At 46.7% G+C, this 17,536-nt stretch carries 25 protein-coding genes and 1 pseudogene; 24 read left to right on the top strand and 2 right to left on the bottom strand.

All coding sequences use genetic code 11. The features are described 5' to 3' along the window. The coding region (locus tag ACOBQJ_RS16650; RefSeq protein ID WP_421072907.1) for a hypothetical protein at nt 1–777 on the top strand (777 nt) is incomplete at its 5' end. Here ACOBQJ_RS16650 and ACOBQJ_RS16645 read toward each other — a convergent pair. Then, nucleotides 760–1,065 (bottom strand): hypothetical protein, encoded by a 306-nt coding sequence (locus tag ACOBQJ_RS16645; RefSeq protein WP_421072906.1) that lies wholly within the window; start codon nt 1,063–1,065, stop codon nt 760–762. The genes ACOBQJ_RS16650 and ACOBQJ_RS16645 overlap by 18 nt on opposite strands. A 196-nt stretch (nt 1,066–1,261) precedes the next feature. Between ACOBQJ_RS16645 and ACOBQJ_RS16640 the strand changes: the two genes are divergently transcribed. The 21 genes from ACOBQJ_RS16640 to ACOBQJ_RS16540 all read left to right on the top strand — a co-directional run bounded on the left by ACOBQJ_RS16640 (nt 1,262) and on the right by ACOBQJ_RS16540 (nt 14,704). Further along, a complete protein-coding gene (locus tag ACOBQJ_RS16640; protein WP_421072905.1) occupies nt 1,262–2,056 on the top strand; it encodes a response regulator transcription factor in 795 nt (264 codons plus the stop codon). A 227-nt stretch (nt 2,057–2,283) separates the two neighbouring features. Continuing rightward, nucleotides 2,284–2,409, top strand: coding sequence for a hypothetical protein (locus tag ACOBQJ_RS16635; protein WP_421072904.1), 126 nt, complete (start codon nt 2,284–2,286; stop codon nt 2,407–2,409). A 21-nt stretch (nt 2,410–2,430) separates the two neighbouring features. After that, nucleotides 2,431–3,204, top strand: coding sequence for a class I SAM-dependent methyltransferase (locus ACOBQJ_RS16630; protein WP_421072903.1), 774 nt, complete (start codon nt 2,431–2,433; stop codon nt 3,202–3,204). Between the two features lie 94 nt (nt 3,205–3,298). Further along, nucleotides 3,299–4,111: a class I SAM-dependent methyltransferase gene (locus tag ACOBQJ_RS16625; RefSeq protein WP_421072902.1), complete on the top strand. Its 813-nt coding sequence runs from the start codon at nt 3,299–3,301 to the stop codon at nt 4,109–4,111. A 48-nt stretch (nt 4,112–4,159) separates the two neighbouring features. Then, entirely contained in the window at nt 4,160–4,702 is a 543-nt protein-coding gene (locus ACOBQJ_RS16620; RefSeq protein WP_421072901.1) for an acyl-[acyl-carrier-protein] thioesterase, read from the top strand. Continuing rightward, nucleotides 4,703–4,906 carry a hypothetical protein gene (locus tag ACOBQJ_RS16615; protein ID WP_421072900.1) on the top strand — a complete coding sequence of 68 codons (204 nt, stop codon included), beginning with the start codon at nt 4,703–4,705 and terminating at the stop codon, nt 4,904–4,906. A gap of 35 nt (nt 4,907–4,941) precedes the next feature. Next, nucleotides 4,942–5,565, top strand: a complete 624-nt coding sequence (locus ACOBQJ_RS16610) for a DUF1989 domain-containing protein (protein ID WP_421072899.1) — start codon at nt 4,942–4,944, stop codon at nt 5,563–5,565. A gap of 110 nt (nt 5,566–5,675) precedes the next feature. Continuing rightward, a complete protein-coding gene (locus ACOBQJ_RS16605; protein ID WP_421072898.1) occupies nt 5,676–6,470 on the top strand; it encodes a sugar phosphate isomerase/epimerase family protein in 795 nt (264 codons plus the stop codon). A gap of 32 nt (nt 6,471–6,502) precedes the next feature. After that, nucleotides 6,503–8,269 carry an ABC transporter ATP-binding protein gene (locus ACOBQJ_RS16600; RefSeq protein ID WP_421072897.1) on the top strand — a complete coding sequence of 589 codons (1,767 nt, stop codon included), beginning with the start codon at nt 6,503–6,505 and terminating at the stop codon, nt 8,267–8,269. Between the two features lie 48 nt (nt 8,270–8,317). Continuing rightward, complete coding sequence (locus ACOBQJ_RS16595) at nt 8,318–8,710, top strand: MliC family protein (protein WP_421072896.1); 393 nt, start codon at nt 8,318–8,320, stop codon at nt 8,708–8,710. Next, entirely contained in the window at nt 8,674–9,000 is a 327-nt protein-coding gene (locus tag ACOBQJ_RS16590) for a VOC family protein (RefSeq protein ID WP_421072895.1), read from the top strand. Before ACOBQJ_RS16595 ends, ACOBQJ_RS16590 begins: the two co-directional genes overlap by 37 nt. 30 nt (nt 9,001–9,030) lie before the next feature. Further along, entirely contained in the window at nt 9,031–9,399 is a 369-nt protein-coding gene (locus tag ACOBQJ_RS16585) for a DUF2200 domain-containing protein (protein WP_421072894.1), read from the top strand. 182 nt (nt 9,400–9,581) lie between these two features. After that, nucleotides 9,582–10,127: a DUF3795 domain-containing protein gene (locus ACOBQJ_RS16580; protein ID WP_421072893.1), complete on the top strand. Its 546-nt coding sequence runs from the start codon at nt 9,582–9,584 to the stop codon at nt 10,125–10,127. 142 nt (nt 10,128–10,269) lie between these two features. Next, entirely contained in the window at nt 10,270–11,010 is a 741-nt protein-coding gene (locus tag ACOBQJ_RS16575) for an SIMPL domain-containing protein (protein ID WP_421072892.1), read from the top strand. Next, nucleotides 11,007–11,486, top strand: a complete 480-nt coding sequence (locus tag ACOBQJ_RS16570; RefSeq protein ID WP_421072891.1) for a GNAT family N-acetyltransferase — start codon at nt 11,007–11,009, stop codon at nt 11,484–11,486. Before ACOBQJ_RS16575 ends, ACOBQJ_RS16570 begins: the two co-directional genes overlap by 4 nt. An 11-nt stretch (nt 11,487–11,497) precedes the next feature. Continuing rightward, nucleotides 11,498–12,007, top strand: coding sequence for a cysteine hydrolase family protein (locus tag ACOBQJ_RS16565; protein ID WP_421072890.1), 510 nt, complete (start codon nt 11,498–11,500; stop codon nt 12,005–12,007). A gap of 10 nt (nt 12,008–12,017) precedes the next feature. Further along, nucleotides 12,018–12,443 (top strand): nitrous oxide-stimulated promoter family protein, encoded by a 426-nt coding sequence (locus ACOBQJ_RS16560; RefSeq protein ID WP_421072889.1) that lies wholly within the window; start codon nt 12,018–12,020, stop codon nt 12,441–12,443. Then, nucleotides 12,440–13,075, top strand: a complete 636-nt coding sequence (locus ACOBQJ_RS16555; RefSeq protein ID WP_421072888.1) for a GNAT family N-acetyltransferase — start codon at nt 12,440–12,442, stop codon at nt 13,073–13,075. Before ACOBQJ_RS16560 ends, ACOBQJ_RS16555 begins: the two co-directional genes overlap by 4 nt. A gap of 138 nt (nt 13,076–13,213) precedes the next feature. Continuing rightward, nucleotides 13,214–13,675 carry a helix-turn-helix domain-containing protein gene (locus ACOBQJ_RS16550; RefSeq protein ID WP_421072887.1) on the top strand — a complete coding sequence of 154 codons (462 nt, stop codon included), beginning with the start codon at nt 13,214–13,216 and terminating at the stop codon, nt 13,673–13,675. Next, nucleotides 13,672–14,541 carry an alpha/beta fold hydrolase gene (locus tag ACOBQJ_RS16545; RefSeq protein ID WP_421072886.1) on the top strand — a complete coding sequence of 290 codons (870 nt, stop codon included), beginning with the start codon at nt 13,672–13,674 and terminating at the stop codon, nt 14,539–14,541. The genes ACOBQJ_RS16550 and ACOBQJ_RS16545 overlap by 4 nt, the downstream gene beginning before the upstream one ends. Next, nucleotides 14,525–14,704, top strand: a complete 180-nt coding sequence (locus tag ACOBQJ_RS16540) for a hypothetical protein (RefSeq protein WP_421072885.1) — start codon at nt 14,525–14,527, stop codon at nt 14,702–14,704. Before ACOBQJ_RS16545 ends, ACOBQJ_RS16540 begins: the two co-directional genes overlap by 17 nt. 34 nt (nt 14,705–14,738) lie before the next feature. Here ACOBQJ_RS16540 and ACOBQJ_RS16535 read toward each other — a convergent pair whose 3' ends face one another. Continuing rightward, nucleotides 14,739–16,058 (bottom strand): MFS transporter, encoded by a 1,320-nt coding sequence (locus tag ACOBQJ_RS16535; RefSeq protein WP_421072884.1) that lies wholly within the window; start codon nt 16,056–16,058, stop codon nt 14,739–14,741. 109 nt (nt 16,059–16,167) lie between these two features. Here ACOBQJ_RS16535 and ACOBQJ_RS16530 point away from each other — a divergent pair, with 109 nt between their 5' ends. Then, nucleotides 16,168–17,142 (top strand): TIM barrel protein, encoded by a 975-nt coding sequence (locus ACOBQJ_RS16530; RefSeq protein WP_421072883.1) that lies wholly within the window; start codon nt 16,168–16,170, stop codon nt 17,140–17,142. Next, a pseudogene (locus ACOBQJ_RS16525) lies at nt 17,139–17,536 on the top strand (hypothetical protein); the annotation flags it as partial. The gene ACOBQJ_RS16530 and the pseudogene ACOBQJ_RS16525, both read left to right, overlap by 4 nt.

Genomic DNA, 17,536 nt, shown 5'->3' with positions numbered 1-17,536 from the left:
GTTGAATATACAAGCGACCATTATGTCTTTAATGTACCTGGAGATTCATTTGCGGAGAGAGAAATAGCATCGATAATTGCATTACAGGAAAAATGCTTTGAAGAGGTTCTTCGTGCTTTTAACTTTAAAAGCAACTTAACAATAAAGTACTATCTTTTCTCGTCGCCCCTCGAATGCGGAAGGCAATATAGAGTTTTGCACCCGGAGGAGTATGACGATAATGATCCTTATGAATCGGTAAATGGGTATACATTGTGTCCTGATATGATATTCGCGACATATAATGAAAGCATTCAATGTGTCGGCTATCATGAGGATGTGCATATTCTTATGAATGAACAATTCGGCAACATTACCTCATGTTTCGTCAAGGAAGGCATAGCTATGTCCTTTGATAAAGAATGGTGGCGTATTAAGAATGAGTATTGGGCAAAGATCATAATGGAAAAAGGTTTATTGGCCAATATTGAAACTTACTATGAGAACGATAGATTTTTTGAACAAGACGATCGGTATACATATCCTGTGGCAGGGGCGTTTACGTCATGGTTATTGGACCGCATAGGGCTAGATGCCTATAAGAAGTATTATGCCTCGTTTATTAAGAAAGAAAGCTACCCTTTGCGATCATACAGAAAAGAAATCGTTGAGGAGTTTATCAAATACATCAGTAAAATTGAAGTCGATAAAATGGCTGGGTTGACAATTGAAAAAACGATAGAGAACATTGAAAAGAGCAAGAAGCTAAGAGATGCCTCGTTAAAATGGATGAAATGAGTTTAAGTTGCGTAAAAATAGCCAATCATTAACAAGGCGTTTCCCCTTGCTGCTATTCCAATCTTTTTCAATAGCGTAATGACATTTTTTCCCCAATCCAATTCTATCATGATGGCAAAAACGGCATTCTATTGGCTGGAATGTCTTTCCAAATATTGTGCACCTATCATTTTCCAGAAATGTGCAATAATTATCTGAATATTCCAGTAAGGCCAAATAACCTTCATTCCCTTTAAAAGCTGGTGACAGCACGCCAAAAGAATGATTAGGAGAAAGCTCAAGCATCATTCTATTTGCATATCCGTGGACGATGGCGTCACGAGCCTCAGATACAAGCCACCACCCCGGACGCTTACAGAAGCTGATACAAATCTTGCACGTACACGGGCTCGAGGCAGGGAATCGGGTATAGATGTATCTATCTATATGTTTCATATGGTAAAACCGATGAACACGATATATAAGCATATAAAATAAATAAATAGTGAGAAATAACTATTTTATGTTGAAAACCATAAAAAATCTGAAAGATGAGTATGACAGACTTGTCGAATCTCATGTATGTATAGTTAAAGAAAGCGATTATGAGAAAATTAAAGACAAGCTGGAAAGTTTTAAAAGCCTTGCTACTGTAGAGAATAAAGCAATTTCAGTGTACGATTTACATAAGAAGAAATTTTTGCTGAAGGTTGACAAGCATATTGAGTTGTTGGGGTACACAAGTAAAGATTCAATCGATATAGATAGTATTTGCCGCTATCATGAAAAAGTACATTCTGATGATCTGCCATATCTCTATGATTCAGAAATCAAAATGTATCACTTTTTGAACTCAATAGGAGGAATCGAAAAAAAAGATTTTAAGCTTGTATATGATTATCGAGTACGTAACAATCGTGGCCTTTATGTACGTTTCTTGCATCAATTAGCAATACTAGAACTTGATCAATATTTCAGTTCATGGCTATTGTTGATTCTTTCAGATGTTATATCATTGTATCCAAAAGATGAAAGTCCTCGCAGGTTTTTGTTAAATATAAAAACTAATAGAGTTCATTTGTTTAATGAAGAATCTGGGATAAAGAACTATATAATAACAAAAAGGGAAAAAGAGATATTGGGGTTAATCGCGCAAGGTTTTGATAGCAAAGAAATAGCAGATAAGCTTTGTATTAGTACGAGCACCGTGAATAACCATAGGCAACATATTCTTAGGAAGACATCGACAAATAGTATTACGCAAGCAACAATTTATTTGAAATGCATTGGAATACTCTAGTATTTGTAGATGATTGTTTATAAAGAGCAGCTTGAATGAGTAAAAACAAACGGTACGTATAGGGTTAAACGTCCATTTTTTAATCAAGAGAAAACGATAAAAAGACGGTATGCCTGTTCAGTATAAATAGATTCTGAGAATGAATTTATGTTTAAAACAGTAGTTGAGGGCCCTGGACGAATATACAATAATAGGGTCAATAAGCGGGTGTATGGTATCCGTAATGAATGGACTGGAGCGGTGGAATACTACAAAAATCATTAAAAATTGGAATTAATTATGCGGGATTGTTAGCCGCAGCAAAAAGATATATTTTTACTCCATATGTGAATATAAATGGTGATGTGGAGTGATAACACTCGTGAGGACAATACATGGAAAGCGAAGTTGCATTTATTCATGATTTCGATTCGAGTTTAATTTGCGACTATTTTGGAAGGTTGGAGCGGCAAGGACCTGGCAGCCGTGAATCTACCATTTTGGCATTGAGTTTTATTGACAATCTTTCAGATGAGTCGGAGATCGCGGACTTCGCTTGCGGAACAGGTGGTCAAACTATTACTATTGCGCAAAATACTAGGGGAACCATTACTGGGCTTGATATTTTCCCGAAATTTATTGAAAAATTTAATGAAAATATGAATAATCTCGGCTTACGGAACAGGGTTAAGGGTATTGTTGGTTCCATGGACAATTTGCCGTTTCGTAGTAAACAATTTGATGTTATATGGTCTGAAGGGGCGATTGCCAATATAGGCTTTCAAAATGGCTTGGATTATTGGAAAGGATTTCTTAAAAACGATGGATATATCGCATTAACATATGAGTCATGGTTTACGGATGAACGGCCTGCCGAAATAGAAAAGTTTTGGGTTGATGCGGTTCCAGCGATTAGTACGGTTGAAACCAACATTTCCATAATGAAAAAATCTGGTTATAGTTTTGTCGCTGCGTTTGCGTTGCCTGAAACATGTTGGATCGATACCTATTTCAGTCCTCAAAAAGCAATGCAAAAAGAATTTATGAAAGATAACGCTGGGAACAAGGCGGCAGAGGCTTTAGTTGAGAATATGGAATATGAAGCAGAGCTGTATGAAAAATACAAACAATATTATGGATATGTTTTTTACATTGGGAAAAAATTATAGAGTTGAATACCAAAAACATTGGCAAAATGGATTAGCCAAGTGTTAGTTTGATGCTTTCGGCGCCTTTATTGTGTCTATCGAAGGGAGAATGGTTATGCAAAAAGAAAAGATCTTTCTTGAGAATGAAATGGAAACACTTTTAGTTCCACTTTTCAGCAAGGCACACGAAATGAGCAATAGGTTTCCCATCATTATTGATAAAAAGGCAGAAGAGATCCTTGGTAGGATTGAGTATAATTTCGCCGACTTGAAAATACCAAGGCAAACCTTAATTACTTTGGCCATGAGGGCAAAACAACTTGATTATTATGCTAATGAGTACATAAAAAACCACGATAACCCAATTGTTATTCATCTTGGCTGTGGGTTTGACAGCAGGTATTTCAGGATCGATTCGAAAAACGCTATATGGTATGATATAGATTTTCCAGATGTAATTGAGTTGCGTAAGCATTTTTATAACGAAAACAATAATTACCACATGATAGGTTCTTCTGTCACAGATAAAAGCTGGGTAGAGAAAATTTCAAAGAAAGGCCCGGCTTGCGTTATTGCCGAAGGGCTGTTCATGTATCTAGATGAAAAAGAAATAAAAGAACTCTTCGGGCTAATAAAAGTCAATTTTAATGATAGTGATATCTTTTTTGACGCATATGGAAAATTAACCGCAAAAGGAGCGAATAGTCATCCTTCTATAAAAAAAACTGGCGCAAGAATCAAGTGGGGTATAGACAATCCATTGGAAATTGAGAAATGGAACGATAATAATAAAATGATCTGCGAATGGTACTTTACCGATTCAGATGATATTGCGAATCTAAGGAGACGGGATAGGGTCTTGTTCAGGATAATGGGGATGTTTAAAGCAGCTAAACAAGCACATAGAATTCTTGGATATCATATTTAGACTCACCTAGTCTTTGCTTCAATAATTTGCAACAAAGGAAGATCGGAAATGAATTTTAACACTTTTTCAATGAATGCGAAAGTTGGTTATAACCAGGTAGATAGCTCTGGTCGCCTGAAAGTACTATCTGCCATACAGCTTCTTGAGGAAGCGGCTATAGAAAACTGTTACGCGATCAATAGAAACGTCTTTACGCTTCTTCAAGAAGGGTATGGGTGGGTATTGCGAGGCGGTTCAATCCAGTTTCTCCGATATCCGAGCTATGCCGATTCCATAACGATAGCGACATGGATATCGAAATGGACAATATTCCAGGGCTTTAAGGAATTCATCGTACTAAACGCAAGAAAAGAAAAGTGCGTTAAGGCTACGACAGTATGGGCGTATATCGATGTTACTAACAGGCGGCCAGTACCAATACCAGAAGTATTCAAGGAAAAATGGGAATATAGCCAACAGAAGGCTATTGAAGCATCATTACTAAAGAGACCGTTGGAAATATCGGGCGAATCGGTATCGGAAACATTCAATATCAGAAGGACTGACATAGATAGCAATAAGCATGTGCATAATGTGAGGTATTTGGAATGAGTGCTGGAGGCCGTGCCGCTTGAGTACTACTCTGGGAATGAATTGGAATCGGTGGAGGGGGCATTTTTGCAGGAGGCAAGATTTGAGGATCAAATCGAAGTGAGAGTCAAGAAGGTTAATGAAGGAGAACTTATGCATAATGTGATACGGAAGAGCGATGCCGAGGTGCTGGCGACCGGGCGCTCAAGATGGAAGAAGAAATAGTCGCATAACTCGTCTTCGAAAATTAATGAGTTAGTATGAAGAAGGAAAGGCAGGGAATGCGAATGAACAGAGAATATATAGTGCCCGCAAAAAACGGCATAAAAATACGGGCGGCGAAAGGTGCGACTATAACAATAGTCGATATTGAAGGGAAGCAGGTTGTTGATTTTTTTGCAGCTGGCGTCAAAAACAAAAACGAGATTTTATCCACCGGCGTTACCATCGATTGTAATGAATCTTTAGCGATAAAAAGGGATCAATGTCTGTATACCAACCATTACAATAAAATGTTTCAGATCATTGAAGATACCGTCGGAACTCACGATTTAATACATCCATGTTGCAGAAAGGAAATGTATGAGTATTTTTATAAAAACGGGAAAGATCACCCGAGTTGCTATGAAAACATTACCGACAAGGCAAACGAAGAAGGAATTCCATTGCTTCTGGAAGTGCATCCATTTAACATTTTTATGAATACAAAGTTCAAGGCAGACGGATCGTTCGAGGTATTGGCCCCATTATCAAAGGCAAATGATTATATAGTGCTGAAAGCTTTAATGGACGTGAATGTATTTATCGCTTCTTGTAGCGTAAGTGAAAGTAGTTGCAATGGCGGCAGGTGTAAACCAATTAAGGTGATAATCGGAACATCATAATATAAGAGTGCATGGGAAATTTAATATGAAAACAGCGCCTGCCTATACTTGGCGGGGAGCGGAACTGGTAGGCCGACGCGCTTCGCGCGCGAGGGGAAGTTAGACATCGGATGGTGGGAATATTCAACTGGTACGGAATACCCCGGGACTTTGAGCATAGGATCAAGGCTATTAAGAAAGCCGGATTTGAATCAACGTCTATGTGGATTGATGATGATGGGCAATGGGAAATCGATCCCGAAACTATTCCGCATATAATCAGGGATAATGGTCTCGTTCTTGAGTATGCTCACGCGCCTTACTCTAGAATAAATACATTATGGGATCGCTATAAGACACACGATATGGAGAGAGAGCTTGAGAAACATATCGATTATTGTTTCAGGCACTTAATTCCTATACTGGTCATACATTTGACCAAGGGCTTCAGGGTAAAAGAGGCGAACAAGCATGGGCTGGAAGCCCTTCGGAGAATCGTAAAGTATGCTAACGATAAGAATGTATCCATAGCGGCGGAAAATACAAAACAGAATAAAGTGCTTGAGACTGTCTTTGACACAATAAAAGATAAGACACTCGGACTTTGTTTTGATACGTCCCATGACAACCTCTATGGGGATCCCAAGTTCAAGATAATGGAAAAATATCACAATAGGATCTTATGTTTTCATATATCGGATAATGACGGGAAATCGGATGATCATTGGCCGCCCTACCAAGGGAAAGTCGACTGGGAAGATTTTGTGCTAAAGTTTCCCAAAGCATACAACGGAATATTGAACCTCGAGGTGTTGCCAAAAGATAAGGGAATAGAGGAAGAATCATTCTTGCATGAGTCGTATAGGGTAATAAAGGATATTGAAAATAGAATAGGGCGAGCAAGGGTTTCCGCGGCCGTTGATTAAGCGGGAGAACCGAGTAGCATAATGGAGACATAATGAAAGCTAAGCTTAAAACCTTAGGCCGTGCGCTGAAATATGTCTGGACAAAAACGCCCATAGAAATGTTTATTGTGACCGCAGTCTCATTAATCGAGGGCCTTTTGCCTGTTTCCGCCCTCGTTGTGCTGAAAAAGTTTGTGGATGTATTTACCGCAAATGAGACGTATGCAGAAACTGGCCTGTCCTCCGCAAGTCTGGCAGTTGTCTGGATACTCATTATGATTGTTCAATATACAATTCCATCTATTACTACCTATCTGCTCGAAGTGACGAGAGAACGATGTTCGAAAGAGCTGAGCATGTCGATCGTGGGGAAATGTATCAGTATTCAAGGAATAGCGCACTTTGAGGATAAGCAATTTCTGGATATAAACGATTGGCTTAGTTTTACCGATCGATCGGTCGGGCCGTTCCTCTATCAGATAAACGATGGCGTAAAGTACTGCACAGGGTTTATATCCATTTTCGCCTTGTTCGCCAGCTTTGAGTACTGGATATCGATAGTGCTGACAGTATCGATTGTGCCAAGTATGATAATAGCGCAGAAAAGGTCATTGGAAAAATCGCATCAGGAAGAAGCTCTCGAAGCTTTATCACGTAAAGCCCGGTACTATAGAAATACTCTATTGTCTCCTGCGGCGGTGAAAGAGTTTAAGCTATTTTCTTTCAATAAATTGTTTAAACACAAATTGTTGGAATTGTTTTCAGATATGGAAATATCAAATGTTCGGTTCCAAAGGAAAATACGCAACGGAGATATACTGGGAACAAGTATCAGAATTATCGCTATTGGTTCCATATTTATCTTCATGCTGGGTAAAACAAGGGACGGGACAGTAACAATTGGTTCTTTCGCGATGTACTTACAATCGCTTTTTCAATTTTCCAACAATCTTCTTATGATCGCGTTGGTCTGGGCATATTTTGAAGGCTCTTATAACTATTTTTCAAAGTTTTTTAATTTTTTAGCCATGGAAGACACGATTGACATATCGCGTTCAAGGCGGATGCTTGTGGAATGTGTCGAGGCAATACGTTTCGAAAATGTTTCTTTCACTTACCCATCGGAAAAACAGGCATTGAGAAATATCTCTTTTTCGCTTAAAGCGGGCGAGAGAGTGGCGTTAGTGGGAGAAAATGGCGCAGGAAAATCCACGATCATAAAATTGCTATTGCGGCTCTACGATCCTTCCGAGGGTTCCATTTATCTTAACGACAATGCTATACTTGAATACGATATCGCCTCATACCGGTGTAAGTTTTCCGGCATTTTCCAGGACTTTATGAAGTATGACTTGACGGTACGGGAAAACATATTTTCAGATGGCTCGGGAAATGATGATATTATGAACGAGTTTCCCGGAGTATTCCCTGAAAGCGAATTGGAAAAACTGCCTGATGGAATGAGTTCGCTCCTGGGAACGACGCTGGGCGGCGTGGAGCTATCGGGAGGTCAGTGGCAAAGGCTCGCGATTTTGCGTGGTCTGGCAAAACCCCATGAGGTGCTTCTTGTTGACGAGCCAACCGCATCTATAGATCCCATTGAGGAATCACGTATCTTCGAACTGGTTTTTTCCCGTAATGAGGGCATCACGCTCTGCGTGACCCATAGGCTGGGAAGCGTCAAAGAGGCATCAAGAATCATCGTACTTAAGGATGGCGAAGTGGTGGGCGACGGGAGCCATAATGAGCTGATCGTTACTAATGACTATTACAATAGGCTTTATATGTCCCAAGCAAGTATGTATGAATCAAAACCTTAATCAGGGAAGCACAAAATAATTGTGTATGGCTTTATATCGGGGTAGTCAATGAGAATGCGCAAAGGTGTGGACGAAATGGCCGGAAAGAATTGTGTGGCGATCGCAGGGATACTCTTAATACTGTTGTTGGGTGGTTGCAAGAATGGAAATAAGGAAGAATTGGGGATAAAAGTTGTTTATGAAGCCGAATATATTTGTTTAGACCAGAGCCGAATAGAGGCGCGTTACTTTAGCTTGACAGATGACAGTCTTAATTTTGTCAAGATCAAGATGCCGGATGGGGAAGAACATACCTTGCCCCAGGTAATAGCGGCTTCTGGAGCGAGGTACAGCGACGAGCATAGTATCCAATTTTGGATAAAAGGAAATGCGATGACATTGTATGCCATGGGCGAAGAAGACGAATGGAAAAAGATAAAAGAAGGAATGGCAAAAGAATAAGCGAGGATAAAACGCGTCCCTGGCATCCCGTTTCTCTCGTAATAGAATGCGATACCCAAGAAGAGATTGATTATTATTGGGGAAAGCTGTCATATGTTCCCGAAGCCGAACAATGCGGGTGGCTTCAAGATAAATATGGGTTATCCTGGCAGGTCGTCTCCGCGGATTTGAGCAGGATGCTGATAAACGGAACACCCGAGCAGCGGAAAAGCGTGACGGAAAAGTATATGGACATGAAGAAATTCAATATAAAAGAAATAAAAGATGCTTTTGATAAAAAGAGAATTTAGCGCAATGGCGGAATCGATGGAGAATAGGAAATGGAACGGAAAGCAATAAACAGAAAGAAACGCATGTATTCAATTACTTTAGAAACTGTTTATCCTTTGTATGTACAAAAGGCGGAAAAAAAAGGCAGGACTCGGGAGGAGGTAGATAGAATTATCTTCTGGCTTACAGGATACGATAAGGAATCATTGCAAAGGCATATGGATGTCCATAGCGACCTTGAAACATTTTTCACCGAAGCTCCGAATGTGAATCCTAGTGCGGCTAAGATCACCGGCGTCATTTGCGGATACCGGGTAGAGGAAATAGAGGACGAGGTGGAACGAAATATACGTTATCTCGACAAGTTGATCGATGAGCTGGCCAAAGGGAAGACAATGGAGAAAATCCTGCGGAGTTGATCATTATCCAAAAAGGATATACTAAGAAACAATGATATCGTACAAAGGCAAGAGCGGAGCCGAAAGGGAGATCGAATGGCAAAGATCCATTCTGCCCGAGGGAATCCGGGAACTCGTGGTATCGGATCAGAAAAATCGAAACGAAAAGCTTTGGTCCTTGTTTTTTTAGGGTGGTAACGCGCATGCAGGTATATGAAAGAACGACGCCAGGCTTCTCTCTGTGCGGCTTAAACTGCGTATTGTGCCCGAGATACAACACCGACGGAATTTCGCGCTGCCCAGGGTGCGGAGGGCCGGACTTCTACCTAAAACACCCGTCCTGCGCCATAATAAACTGTAGTAAAAAGAACGGGGCTATTGAGTACTGTTTCGCCTGCGACAAATACCCCTGCGATAGATTTTCGCGAATGGGAGGCAGGGATTCGTTTATATCCTATCGCAATGTCTTGGCCGATAACGATAAAGCCAGGGCGAACCTGAAACCTTACGTATCGGATCTTGGGAAGAAAAAGGAGTATTTGGACTATTTCTTAAAGGAATACAACGACGGAAGGTCTAAAGGTTTTTTTTGTCTGGCGATTAACCTCTTGCCGATCGAGGATATTGGGCAAATCATTGCAATCGTGAAAGAAAAAGAAAAACATCGGAAGCCTGAATCGGGAATCGTCAAGGGCTTGTTTTGCGAGAAGGCGAAAAATAGAGGTATCGAGCTTGTACTGAGAAGATAAAGATCATTAAAAAGGCAGATTCGACGGGAAAAGGGGAGTAGGCAAAAAGTACTGTTTTTCCGCTAAGAATATTCGCATGGGCGCCCGGGCGTTATGAATGGGTCGGATAAAGGGAGAAGTCGGATAAAGGGGGAATACGAAGATGAAAGAGCAGATCGAGCATGGTAAGGTAAATCTTCCGCGACCGAGGAAGCTGAAATATTGGGCTTTTATCGTTTTTTTGGCCCTGTTGAGTTCTTGCCAGGGGGAACGTAGAACGATAAGCGTTTCCGGGGAAGGAAGGGTGACCTTCGTTCCCGATACGGTGTCTTTTACAATTACCGTGAGGAACTTGAGCCCGACACTAAAGGAGGCGACGACGCTCACGAAAAATTCGACTTTGCGGGTGGTGGAGGTATGCAAGAAATACGGGATAGACGAGAAGGATATCGTGACGGGCTATGTAAATTCCGGAAAGGAATATGCCAACCAATATGGCAATGGCGAGCCTAAATTTTTAGGTTACGCTTCGACCCAGAGCACGGCGGTCTCCTACGGGGATTTGCCCCGGTTCGAAGAGTTTTCCAAAGAGCTGCTGGACTTGGAAATTACTACGTTGCACGGTATGGCGTTCAGCCATTCGCGGTATTCGGAGTATGCATCCCAGGCAGATATGCTGGCCCTGGACGACGCGAAGCAGGCCGCCCTGAAGATTGCCGAGCGGATGAAGATAGGGCTTGGGGCGGTGCTGTCGGTTGCATCGATGGGGGATTCTTCGGGAGCCGTCTATGGGCGAGGTTTTGAGACCCAGCTTATGGCCAAGGATACGGGGGGAGGAATAGCGCTTTCCCCGGGGCTTCTTGCGGCGACGAAGCGGGTCGATGTGGTGTTTGGGATAAAATGATGCGAATGCCGGAGAATATTAAAATAGAAAAATTGAGCGATGCGACCGTCGAAGGGGCCAAGGGGCTGATACGAAAATACCTGGACTGGATACAAATAGATCTGTGTTTTCAGCATATCGAGGAGGAGTTGGAGCACTTCCCTGACAAGTACAGGGAACCCGAGGGGGCCTTTTTAGTCGCCAGGGACGGGGAGGCGGTGGTTGGCTGCGTGGGCTTGAAAAAGATCGGCGAAGGGATATGCGAGATGAAGCGGCTCTTCGTAAAGGACGAATACAAGGGGCAGGGCATCGGTAAGGGTTTGGCGGACGCGATTGTCCGGGAAGCGAAGAATAAAGGGTACTCGCGCATGAGGTTGGATAGTCTGAAGCGGATGGGTACGGCGGTAGCGCTCTATAAGAAGCTCGGTTTCAAAGAGATCGGGCAATATGTCGAGAACCCGATCGACGACGCGGTTTTTCTGGAAAAGGAATTATAGGACACTGATAAATGGGGGAAGGGGGCTTTATGAAGGCTTTGCTTGTGGTGGATATTCAAAATGGCTTGGTCGAACGGACATTGTTCGAGAAAGAACGGTTTCTAGCCACCGTCGAAGCGGCGATTCGAGAAGTGCGGAGCCGGGGTCATCTTATAGTGGGAATACAGCATACGAGTAGCCAGCTTATCGAAAATACGATTCCCTGGATGTTGTATGATGGTCTCGATATCAGGAAAACCGATCCCTGCCTGAAAAAAAATCACGGCAACGCGTTTCAGGAAACGAACCTGAAAGAAGTATTATTGCGGCATGGGATAAATGAAATAATGGTATGCGGTTTGGTAAGCCACGGTTGCGTGAGGGCTACCTGCCTGGGAGGCAGGGAAGAAGGCTTTTCGACATCGTTATTGAAAGATGGGCACAGTTGCTGGAATTCGGATGCCGCCGAGAAGATGGACCGAATGGAAAGAGCGCTGGAGGCGAAGGGAATACCGGTAAGAACCGTGGACGAGGTGTTTTAGGGGAGTGCCTATGCTGGTTCTTGAAAAATTTCGCAATAGATTCGAAGCCGATTCCTTCGCACTGCCCCTGGGCAAGGAGAATATTCCTATTGTCTCTATGGATTCGCACAAGGACAAGGGAAGCGGCGTGCGCATAGAGAGGGAAAAGAAGACTGTCGGTTTTATGGTACGAAAGTATTGCGCGCTGTATCACGGACCGGAGCTATGCAAAGAGTGCGAGAGCCTTTTGCGGTATACGGCGGAACGCTTGGATAGCTGCCCTTTTGGAGACAAGAAGCCATTTTGCAGCGCCTGTTCGGTGCATTGCTACGAGGCGGAAAAGTGTGAGCGGATACGGGAAGTGATGCGGAAGATTGGTCCGAGGATGCTGTATCTGATGCCGCTGGAGTATTTGCGGCATTTTTGGGGTTCGATCAAGAACAGGGGTGAGGAATGATTATTTTACGAAAAGAAACAAAAGCGGATTATCGCCTTGTCGAAAAAATTACCCGGGAAGCTTTTTGGAACCTCTATGTGCCGGGATGTACCGAGCATTACCTTGCCCATGTAATGAGAGAGCACAAGGATTTTATTCCCGAGTTGAGCTATGTGGCGCTGAAGGATGACCGGATGGTGGGGAGCATCATGTATACGGCTTCGAAGCTTATCGATGATGAAGGGGGATTTGTCGACACGATCACCTTCGGGCCGGTGAGCGTACTGCCTGAGTTTCAGAGGCTGGGCATAGGATCGATGTTGATCTGGAAGACTATCGATGAGGCGAGGGTCCGGAGAGATAAGGCGGTGATCATCTACGGGCATCCTAAAAACTACTGCAAGTTCGGGTTTAAGAGTTCCAGGGACTACAATATTGCTTCGATGGATGGGCGGTTCCCCTATTCCCTTCTCGCCCTGGAGCTGGAAAAGGGCGTTTTGGGAAGCGCCGCTTGGCGATATCAGGAAAGCGAAGTGTACAATGTGGATGCCGATAAGGCGGAGGAGTTCGATAAAACCTTCGAATACAAGGAAAAGCGATACCAGTATAGCCAAGAGGAGTTCAAAATGTCGCGCAGGGCTTTTATCGAATAACCGTCGGTCCTGGGGAGTGGAAGATATGGGACTACTATAATATCCTTAAAATTACTTAATATCTCTTAAAGATACTTGACATTGCTACTTTATGCTCTTATTATGTTTATTATTCTGGGCATAAGGGAGTAATAAGGTATGAGCGCGCCGTTTTATTCAATCGAAGATCTGGCGGGGATTCTTAAACTGCACCCGAAAACGATCTTGCGTTTTATCCATGAAGGAAAGATCAGGGCACAAAAAATAGGCCGCTCATGGCGCATAAGCCGGGAGGCGCTCAAGGAGTATTCGCATGCCGAATTGGCGGCCCCGGCCCGGGTTGTCGAACCGGTGGATTTCGGAACCATTGGGTCGCGCATGAGGGTGTCGTCGGTAATTGAGATCGACGAGCAAAACTCCGAGGAAGCTTCCCGGCTTTCCAATACCCTGATGGCCACCTTGAATTGCAAGGACCCGTCCTGGGGAAACTCCCGCTTCGATTGGTTTTACTATCCCGAGACGAGGAAAGCGAAATATGTTCTGTATGGGACTCCGGCCTTCATCGGCGAGATCATGCTTATGTTCTCCAGACTGGCGGGCGGCCAGGGAGAAACGTCATGAACCGGGCTGTCTACAAATCCGAAGAGGGGCGAATGCTGATCGAGGCGGCATATAGGGCGCATTTGGACTCGCCCCTGGGCGCGAATCTCCTGAAAAGAAGTATCGAAACAGGTATGGGGAGCACCTTCGTCGTGGAAGAGAGCGGGGTGGCTAAGCCTCCTCTGGTACTTCTCCATGGTTCGGTTTCCAACTCGGCTTCCTGGCTTGGGGTGATCCCTTTATTCGCTGAGCGATTCAGCGTGTATTGCCTGGATATTCCTGGGGAGCCGGGCTTGAGCAGCCCCGAGCGGCTCTCCTTGAGATCGGAGTCGCCGGCGCTCTGGTTGCGGGGCGCCCTGGATGCCCTGGGGCTGGATAGAGTCGCCTTTCTGGGGATGAGCCTGGGCGGCTGGTACGCGCTGAATTTCGCGGTGAGATACCCCGAGCGGGTGGGCGCCCTGTCGCTGATAAGCGCGGGCGGGATTGGGTCCGAGAAACCCGGGTTCATCTTTAAGGCAATGATCTTCCTGCTGCTGGGAAAGCGAGGGCAGCGTATGCTCAATAAGGCGATCTACCACAAGGTCGAAATGCCGAAGGAAATTCTCGAGTACCAGGCGCTGGTGTCCAGGCATTTCAGGCCGGTGAACGAGGGCCTGCCGAGGTTTTCGGACGAGGAGCTCAAGGCGCTGACGATGCCGCTGCAGTATTTCGGCGGGGACAGGGACGCGCTTTTGGACACGAAAACCTCGGTGGGGCGGCTTGCGGTCCTGCTGCCCCGGGCGGAAGCGCGTTTGCTCGAGGATACGGGGCACGCGATCATCGACAAGTTCGGCGCCGTGAACGATTTTTTGCTCAGGACATGGGGGATCGATGAAAAGCAAGCATGAGGAGTACACGTCGATAAATGCCCGTTTCGTGGATTCCTGGGTGGAGGCGGGCTGGAAATGGGGCAGGCCGATAGACCATGAAACTTTTCTGAGGGCGATGGACGGCGACTGGTCCGTGGTCCTGACGCCGACCTTCTACGCCACGAGGGCGGTGAAGGAGTGATTATCTAGGCCGAGGGAGCGTGGGGAGTGTCCTTTCAGACCGACGGGGCGTGGCCATGGTCGGGGCCGGGGGCGGCGCTTCCGGGGGCTTTGGGAAGGCCGGCGGACATCAGTTTCTTTTTTCCCAGCACCGTCAAGGCTGTGAGGAGCATGGCGGACCCGGTGCCCAGGAGGAGGGTCTCTATGCTGATTTTATCCGCCAGGGGTCCGAAGAGCAGCATGCCCAGGGGCATCAGGGACGAGGAGATCATTGTCATTACGCTGAAAACCCTGCCCATATAGGATTCTTCGACATGGCTCTGGATCATGACCATGGACGGGGTGTTGTAATAGGGCATGGAAACGCCGAAAACGCCCATTATGAAAAGATAGAGCCAGAATCGGCCCGTCAGGCCCAGGGCGATCGTGCAGAGGGCCATGAGGATGTTCGAGGCCACCATGGTTCGCATCCTGTTCCTGAACCCTCCCCAGGCCGCGATCAACAAGCCGCCGGCCATCATCCCCACCGAAAAGACCATCTCAATGGCGGTGAGCCGCCAGACTTCCTCGCCGAAACGCCGGGCCGTCTGAAGGGGCGTGAGCAGGGCGGCGGGGGTGACGAGTATGAGGAAGGTGCCGACGTAGATGAAAAACCCGACGAGAAAACGGTGCTCCTTGATGTAGCGGAAACCGTCGATCATGTCCTTGAAATAGGGAACAGCCCGGCCTTCGGGCGTTTTGGCCCGGAGGGCTTTTTCGTGGGGAGCGATACGCAAGAAGCCGCCGAGAAGCGCGATGGCCAGGGCGGCGGTTGCCGCGTCGATGAAGAAGATGGCTTCGATTTTCATGAAGGAGAAAAGAAGACCCGAAAGGAGGGGCGCTGCGAAGCTGAGGGCTGACTGGATGCTGCCGTTTATCCCGTGGACCTTCGTCAGGGATTCCTGGGGCACCATCTGGGGGAGAATCGCGCCGACGGCGGGCTGCTGGATCGCCGAGCCAAATGCGCGCACGGCGGCGACGATGAGCATGAGGGGGAAGGAGCGGTTGCCCGAGAGGAAAACGACTGCCATGAGAAGGGTGACGGCGGCGATGAGGGCGTCGGCGAGGATGATGAGTTTCTTGCGATCATAGCGATCGGCCCAGACGCCGGCGAAGGGGGAGAGGAAGAAGGTCGGCAAAAACCCACAGATGATATAGAGGGTCATCATGAGGCCGGATTTGGTCTCGAGGGTGATGTGCCAGAGAAGGGCGTATTGCACCAGTGCCGACCCGAGGAGGGAGAGGGCTTGGCTGGAAAGGAATATCGCGGTGTTTTTCTTCCAGGCCTCGCGGGAGCTCGGGCCGGCGGGCGGGGGCGTTTGATCGGGCTCAGACATGGGCTCGAAGATACTATGCCCGCCGGCGATTCGGCAATCGCTCGCCTAATTTTCCCCGGCGGTGCTATATTCAATAATGATGAAAAGACCTAGACTAGGGGCCCTTGGAATGCAGCATGAAGAGCATGGAGCCGAAATGGCAAGGAATGGGTGGGCAAGCGGCGGCCGGGGCGAGGCCGTGACCGGGGTTTCCCTGGTGGGTATGAAATCCCTGGAAGCGATCGAAGGATATATCGACGAAATAGGCCCGAACGCCCGATTCGAGCTTTCGTACCAGATGAGCGCGGAGTTTCTGGCCCAGGCGGCCCCACTGATCCGTGGCAGGGTGGTATCGGCCCACGCCTGCTGCCCCTCCACGGAGTTTTTCCCCAATCTGGCCAGCGCCGATCCTTCGGTTGTGGCGCAAAGCCTGACGGATATGGAGACCACTCTTGAGACAGCCATGGGCTTTGGGGCGGGGATCGTGGTGCTCCACGCGGGCTATGTCACCGACCTGGCCATGCCCTCATCCTATGCGGCCCGAAAGCCCATACTTTCCCGGCCGGAATTTCTTAATGATGTTCGGCATGCGGATGGGGCTATCTGCGGGCCGGAGTACCGCGCGAGTCCTGGGTACATTCCCTATGCCGAAAGGGCCAAGGAGCGACTGGTCGCTCTGGCGCGGCGCTATGCCCGCGCCGGGGTAAGGCTGGCGGTGGAGAACCTCAATCCGAGGGTGGGATATTTGTTCCACAGCCCCGAGGAGATGCTGGAACTGGCGGCTTTGGACCCTGATCTATGGCTCTGCCTGGATGTCGGGCATCTCTATATCACTTCCTTTGCCTTCGGTTTCGATTATTTAGAGGGTTTGAAGACGATTATCGGAAGCGGCAAGGTCGCCAGCTGTCATCTCCATGCGAACTCCTCGGAGCCCGGACGTTATAGGGACGACCATTCCAGTTTGAAAGAGCAGGGGTTTCCCCTGGAAGAGGTCTTGAAGATCGTCGCCGCTTCGCGGGCGAACCTGATTGTGGAGGCGGTGGAGGATCTGGCGGGCAATACCCGAATCGTACAAAAAGCCGCGGCCGGCCGGGGAATCCTATGACCTACGCCGAATTGACGACCGGCCTGCCCGAGGCTCTGAAGCAGGAATTGAACCTGGGGATGTTCAAGGCCTATGACATACGAACCAAGAGTTCACGGCTGACTTCCGAGCTTATACGGAGGCTGATGGCGGCCATCGGGCGCTATTCGCTGGAGGTGCTGGGGACCAGGCGGATTATGTTGGGCAGGGATGGAAGGATAGCCGCCCCGCCCCTTATGGAAGCCGCCCTGGAGCTGTTGCCCGACCTGGGCATCGATGTTCTGGTGAACCCTCTCCCCATTTCCACCTGTCAATTTTATTTCAGCCATATGAAAAACCCGGACTGCGCCGCGGTGATGCTCACCGCCAGCCACAATCCCGGGGAGTATATTGGCCTGAAACTGATGGCCCCGGG

This window comes from Pelotomaculum propionicicum (assembly GCF_048984525.1).
GTDB lineage: Bacteria > Bacillota > Desulfotomaculia > Desulfotomaculales > Pelotomaculaceae > Syntrophopropionicum > Syntrophopropionicum propionicicum_A.
The sequence above is the reverse complement of the archived record's forward strand: the minus strand, read 5'-3'. Positions and strand labels throughout refer to the sequence as shown.

Bases quoted from the DNA above. Each gene is read 5' to 3' on its own strand.
- ACOBQJ_RS16590 (WP_421072895.1), top strand. From the start codon at position 8,674: ATGGAAAAAGATAAAAGAAGGAATGGCAAAAGAATAAGCGAGGATAAA.
- ACOBQJ_RS16625 (WP_421072902.1), top strand. From the start codon at position 3,299: ATGCAAAAAGAAAAGATCTTTCTTGAGAATGAAATGGAAACACTTTTA.
- ACOBQJ_RS16595 (WP_421072896.1), top strand. From the start codon at position 8,318: ATGAGAATGCGCAAAGGTGTGGACGAAATGGCCGGAAAGAATTGTGTG.
- ACOBQJ_RS16560 (WP_421072889.1), top strand. From the start codon at position 12,018: ATGCTGGTTCTTGAAAAATTTCGCAATAGATTCGAAGCCGATTCCTTC.
- ACOBQJ_RS16540 (WP_421072885.1), top strand. From the start codon at position 14,525: ATGAAAAGCAAGCATGAGGAGTACACGTCGATAAATGCCCGTTTCGTG.
- ACOBQJ_RS16535 (WP_421072884.1), bottom strand. From the start codon at position 16,058: ATGTCTGAGCCCGATCAAACGCCCCCGCCCGCCGGCCCGAGCTCCCGC.
- ACOBQJ_RS16605 (WP_421072898.1), top strand. From the start codon at position 5,676: ATGGTGGGAATATTCAACTGGTACGGAATACCCCGGGACTTTGAGCAT.
- ACOBQJ_RS16555 (WP_421072888.1), top strand. From the start codon at position 12,440: ATGATTATTTTACGAAAAGAAACAAAAGCGGATTATCGCCTTGTCGAA.
- ACOBQJ_RS16635 (WP_421072904.1), top strand. From the start codon at position 2,284: ATGGACTGGAGCGGTGGAATACTACAAAAATCATTAAAAATTGGAATT.
- ACOBQJ_RS16565 (WP_421072890.1), top strand. From the start codon at position 11,498: ATGGGGGAAGGGGGCTTTATGAAGGCTTTGCTTGTGGTGGATATTCAA.
- ACOBQJ_RS16575 (WP_421072892.1), top strand. From the start codon at position 10,270: ATGAAAGAGCAGATCGAGCATGGTAAGGTAAATCTTCCGCGACCGAGG.
- ACOBQJ_RS16545 (WP_421072886.1), top strand. From the start codon at position 13,672: ATGAACCGGGCTGTCTACAAATCCGAAGAGGGGCGAATGCTGATCGAG.
- ACOBQJ_RS16630 (WP_421072903.1), top strand. From the start codon at position 2,431: ATGGAAAGCGAAGTTGCATTTATTCATGATTTCGATTCGAGTTTAATT.
- ACOBQJ_RS16645 (WP_421072906.1), bottom strand. From the start codon at position 1,065: ATGATGCTTGAGCTTTCTCCTAATCATTCTTTTGGCGTGCTGTCACCA.
- ACOBQJ_RS16550 (WP_421072887.1), top strand. From the start codon at position 13,214: ATGAGCGCGCCGTTTTATTCAATCGAAGATCTGGCGGGGATTCTTAAA.
- ACOBQJ_RS16585 (WP_421072894.1), top strand. From the start codon at position 9,031: ATGGAACGGAAAGCAATAAACAGAAAGAAACGCATGTATTCAATTACT.
- ACOBQJ_RS16530 (WP_421072883.1), top strand. From the start codon at position 16,168: ATGCAGCATGAAGAGCATGGAGCCGAAATGGCAAGGAATGGGTGGGCA.
- ACOBQJ_RS16570 (WP_421072891.1), top strand. From the start codon at position 11,007: ATGATGCGAATGCCGGAGAATATTAAAATAGAAAAATTGAGCGATGCG.
- ACOBQJ_RS16600 (WP_421072897.1), top strand. From the start codon at position 6,503: ATGAAAGCTAAGCTTAAAACCTTAGGCCGTGCGCTGAAATATGTCTGG.
- ACOBQJ_RS16580 (WP_421072893.1), top strand. From the start codon at position 9,582: ATGCAGGTATATGAAAGAACGACGCCAGGCTTCTCTCTGTGCGGCTTA.
- ACOBQJ_RS16620 (WP_421072901.1), top strand. From the start codon at position 4,160: ATGAATTTTAACACTTTTTCAATGAATGCGAAAGTTGGTTATAACCAG.
- ACOBQJ_RS16610 (WP_421072899.1), top strand. From the start codon at position 4,942: ATGAAGAAGGAAAGGCAGGGAATGCGAATGAACAGAGAATATATAGTG.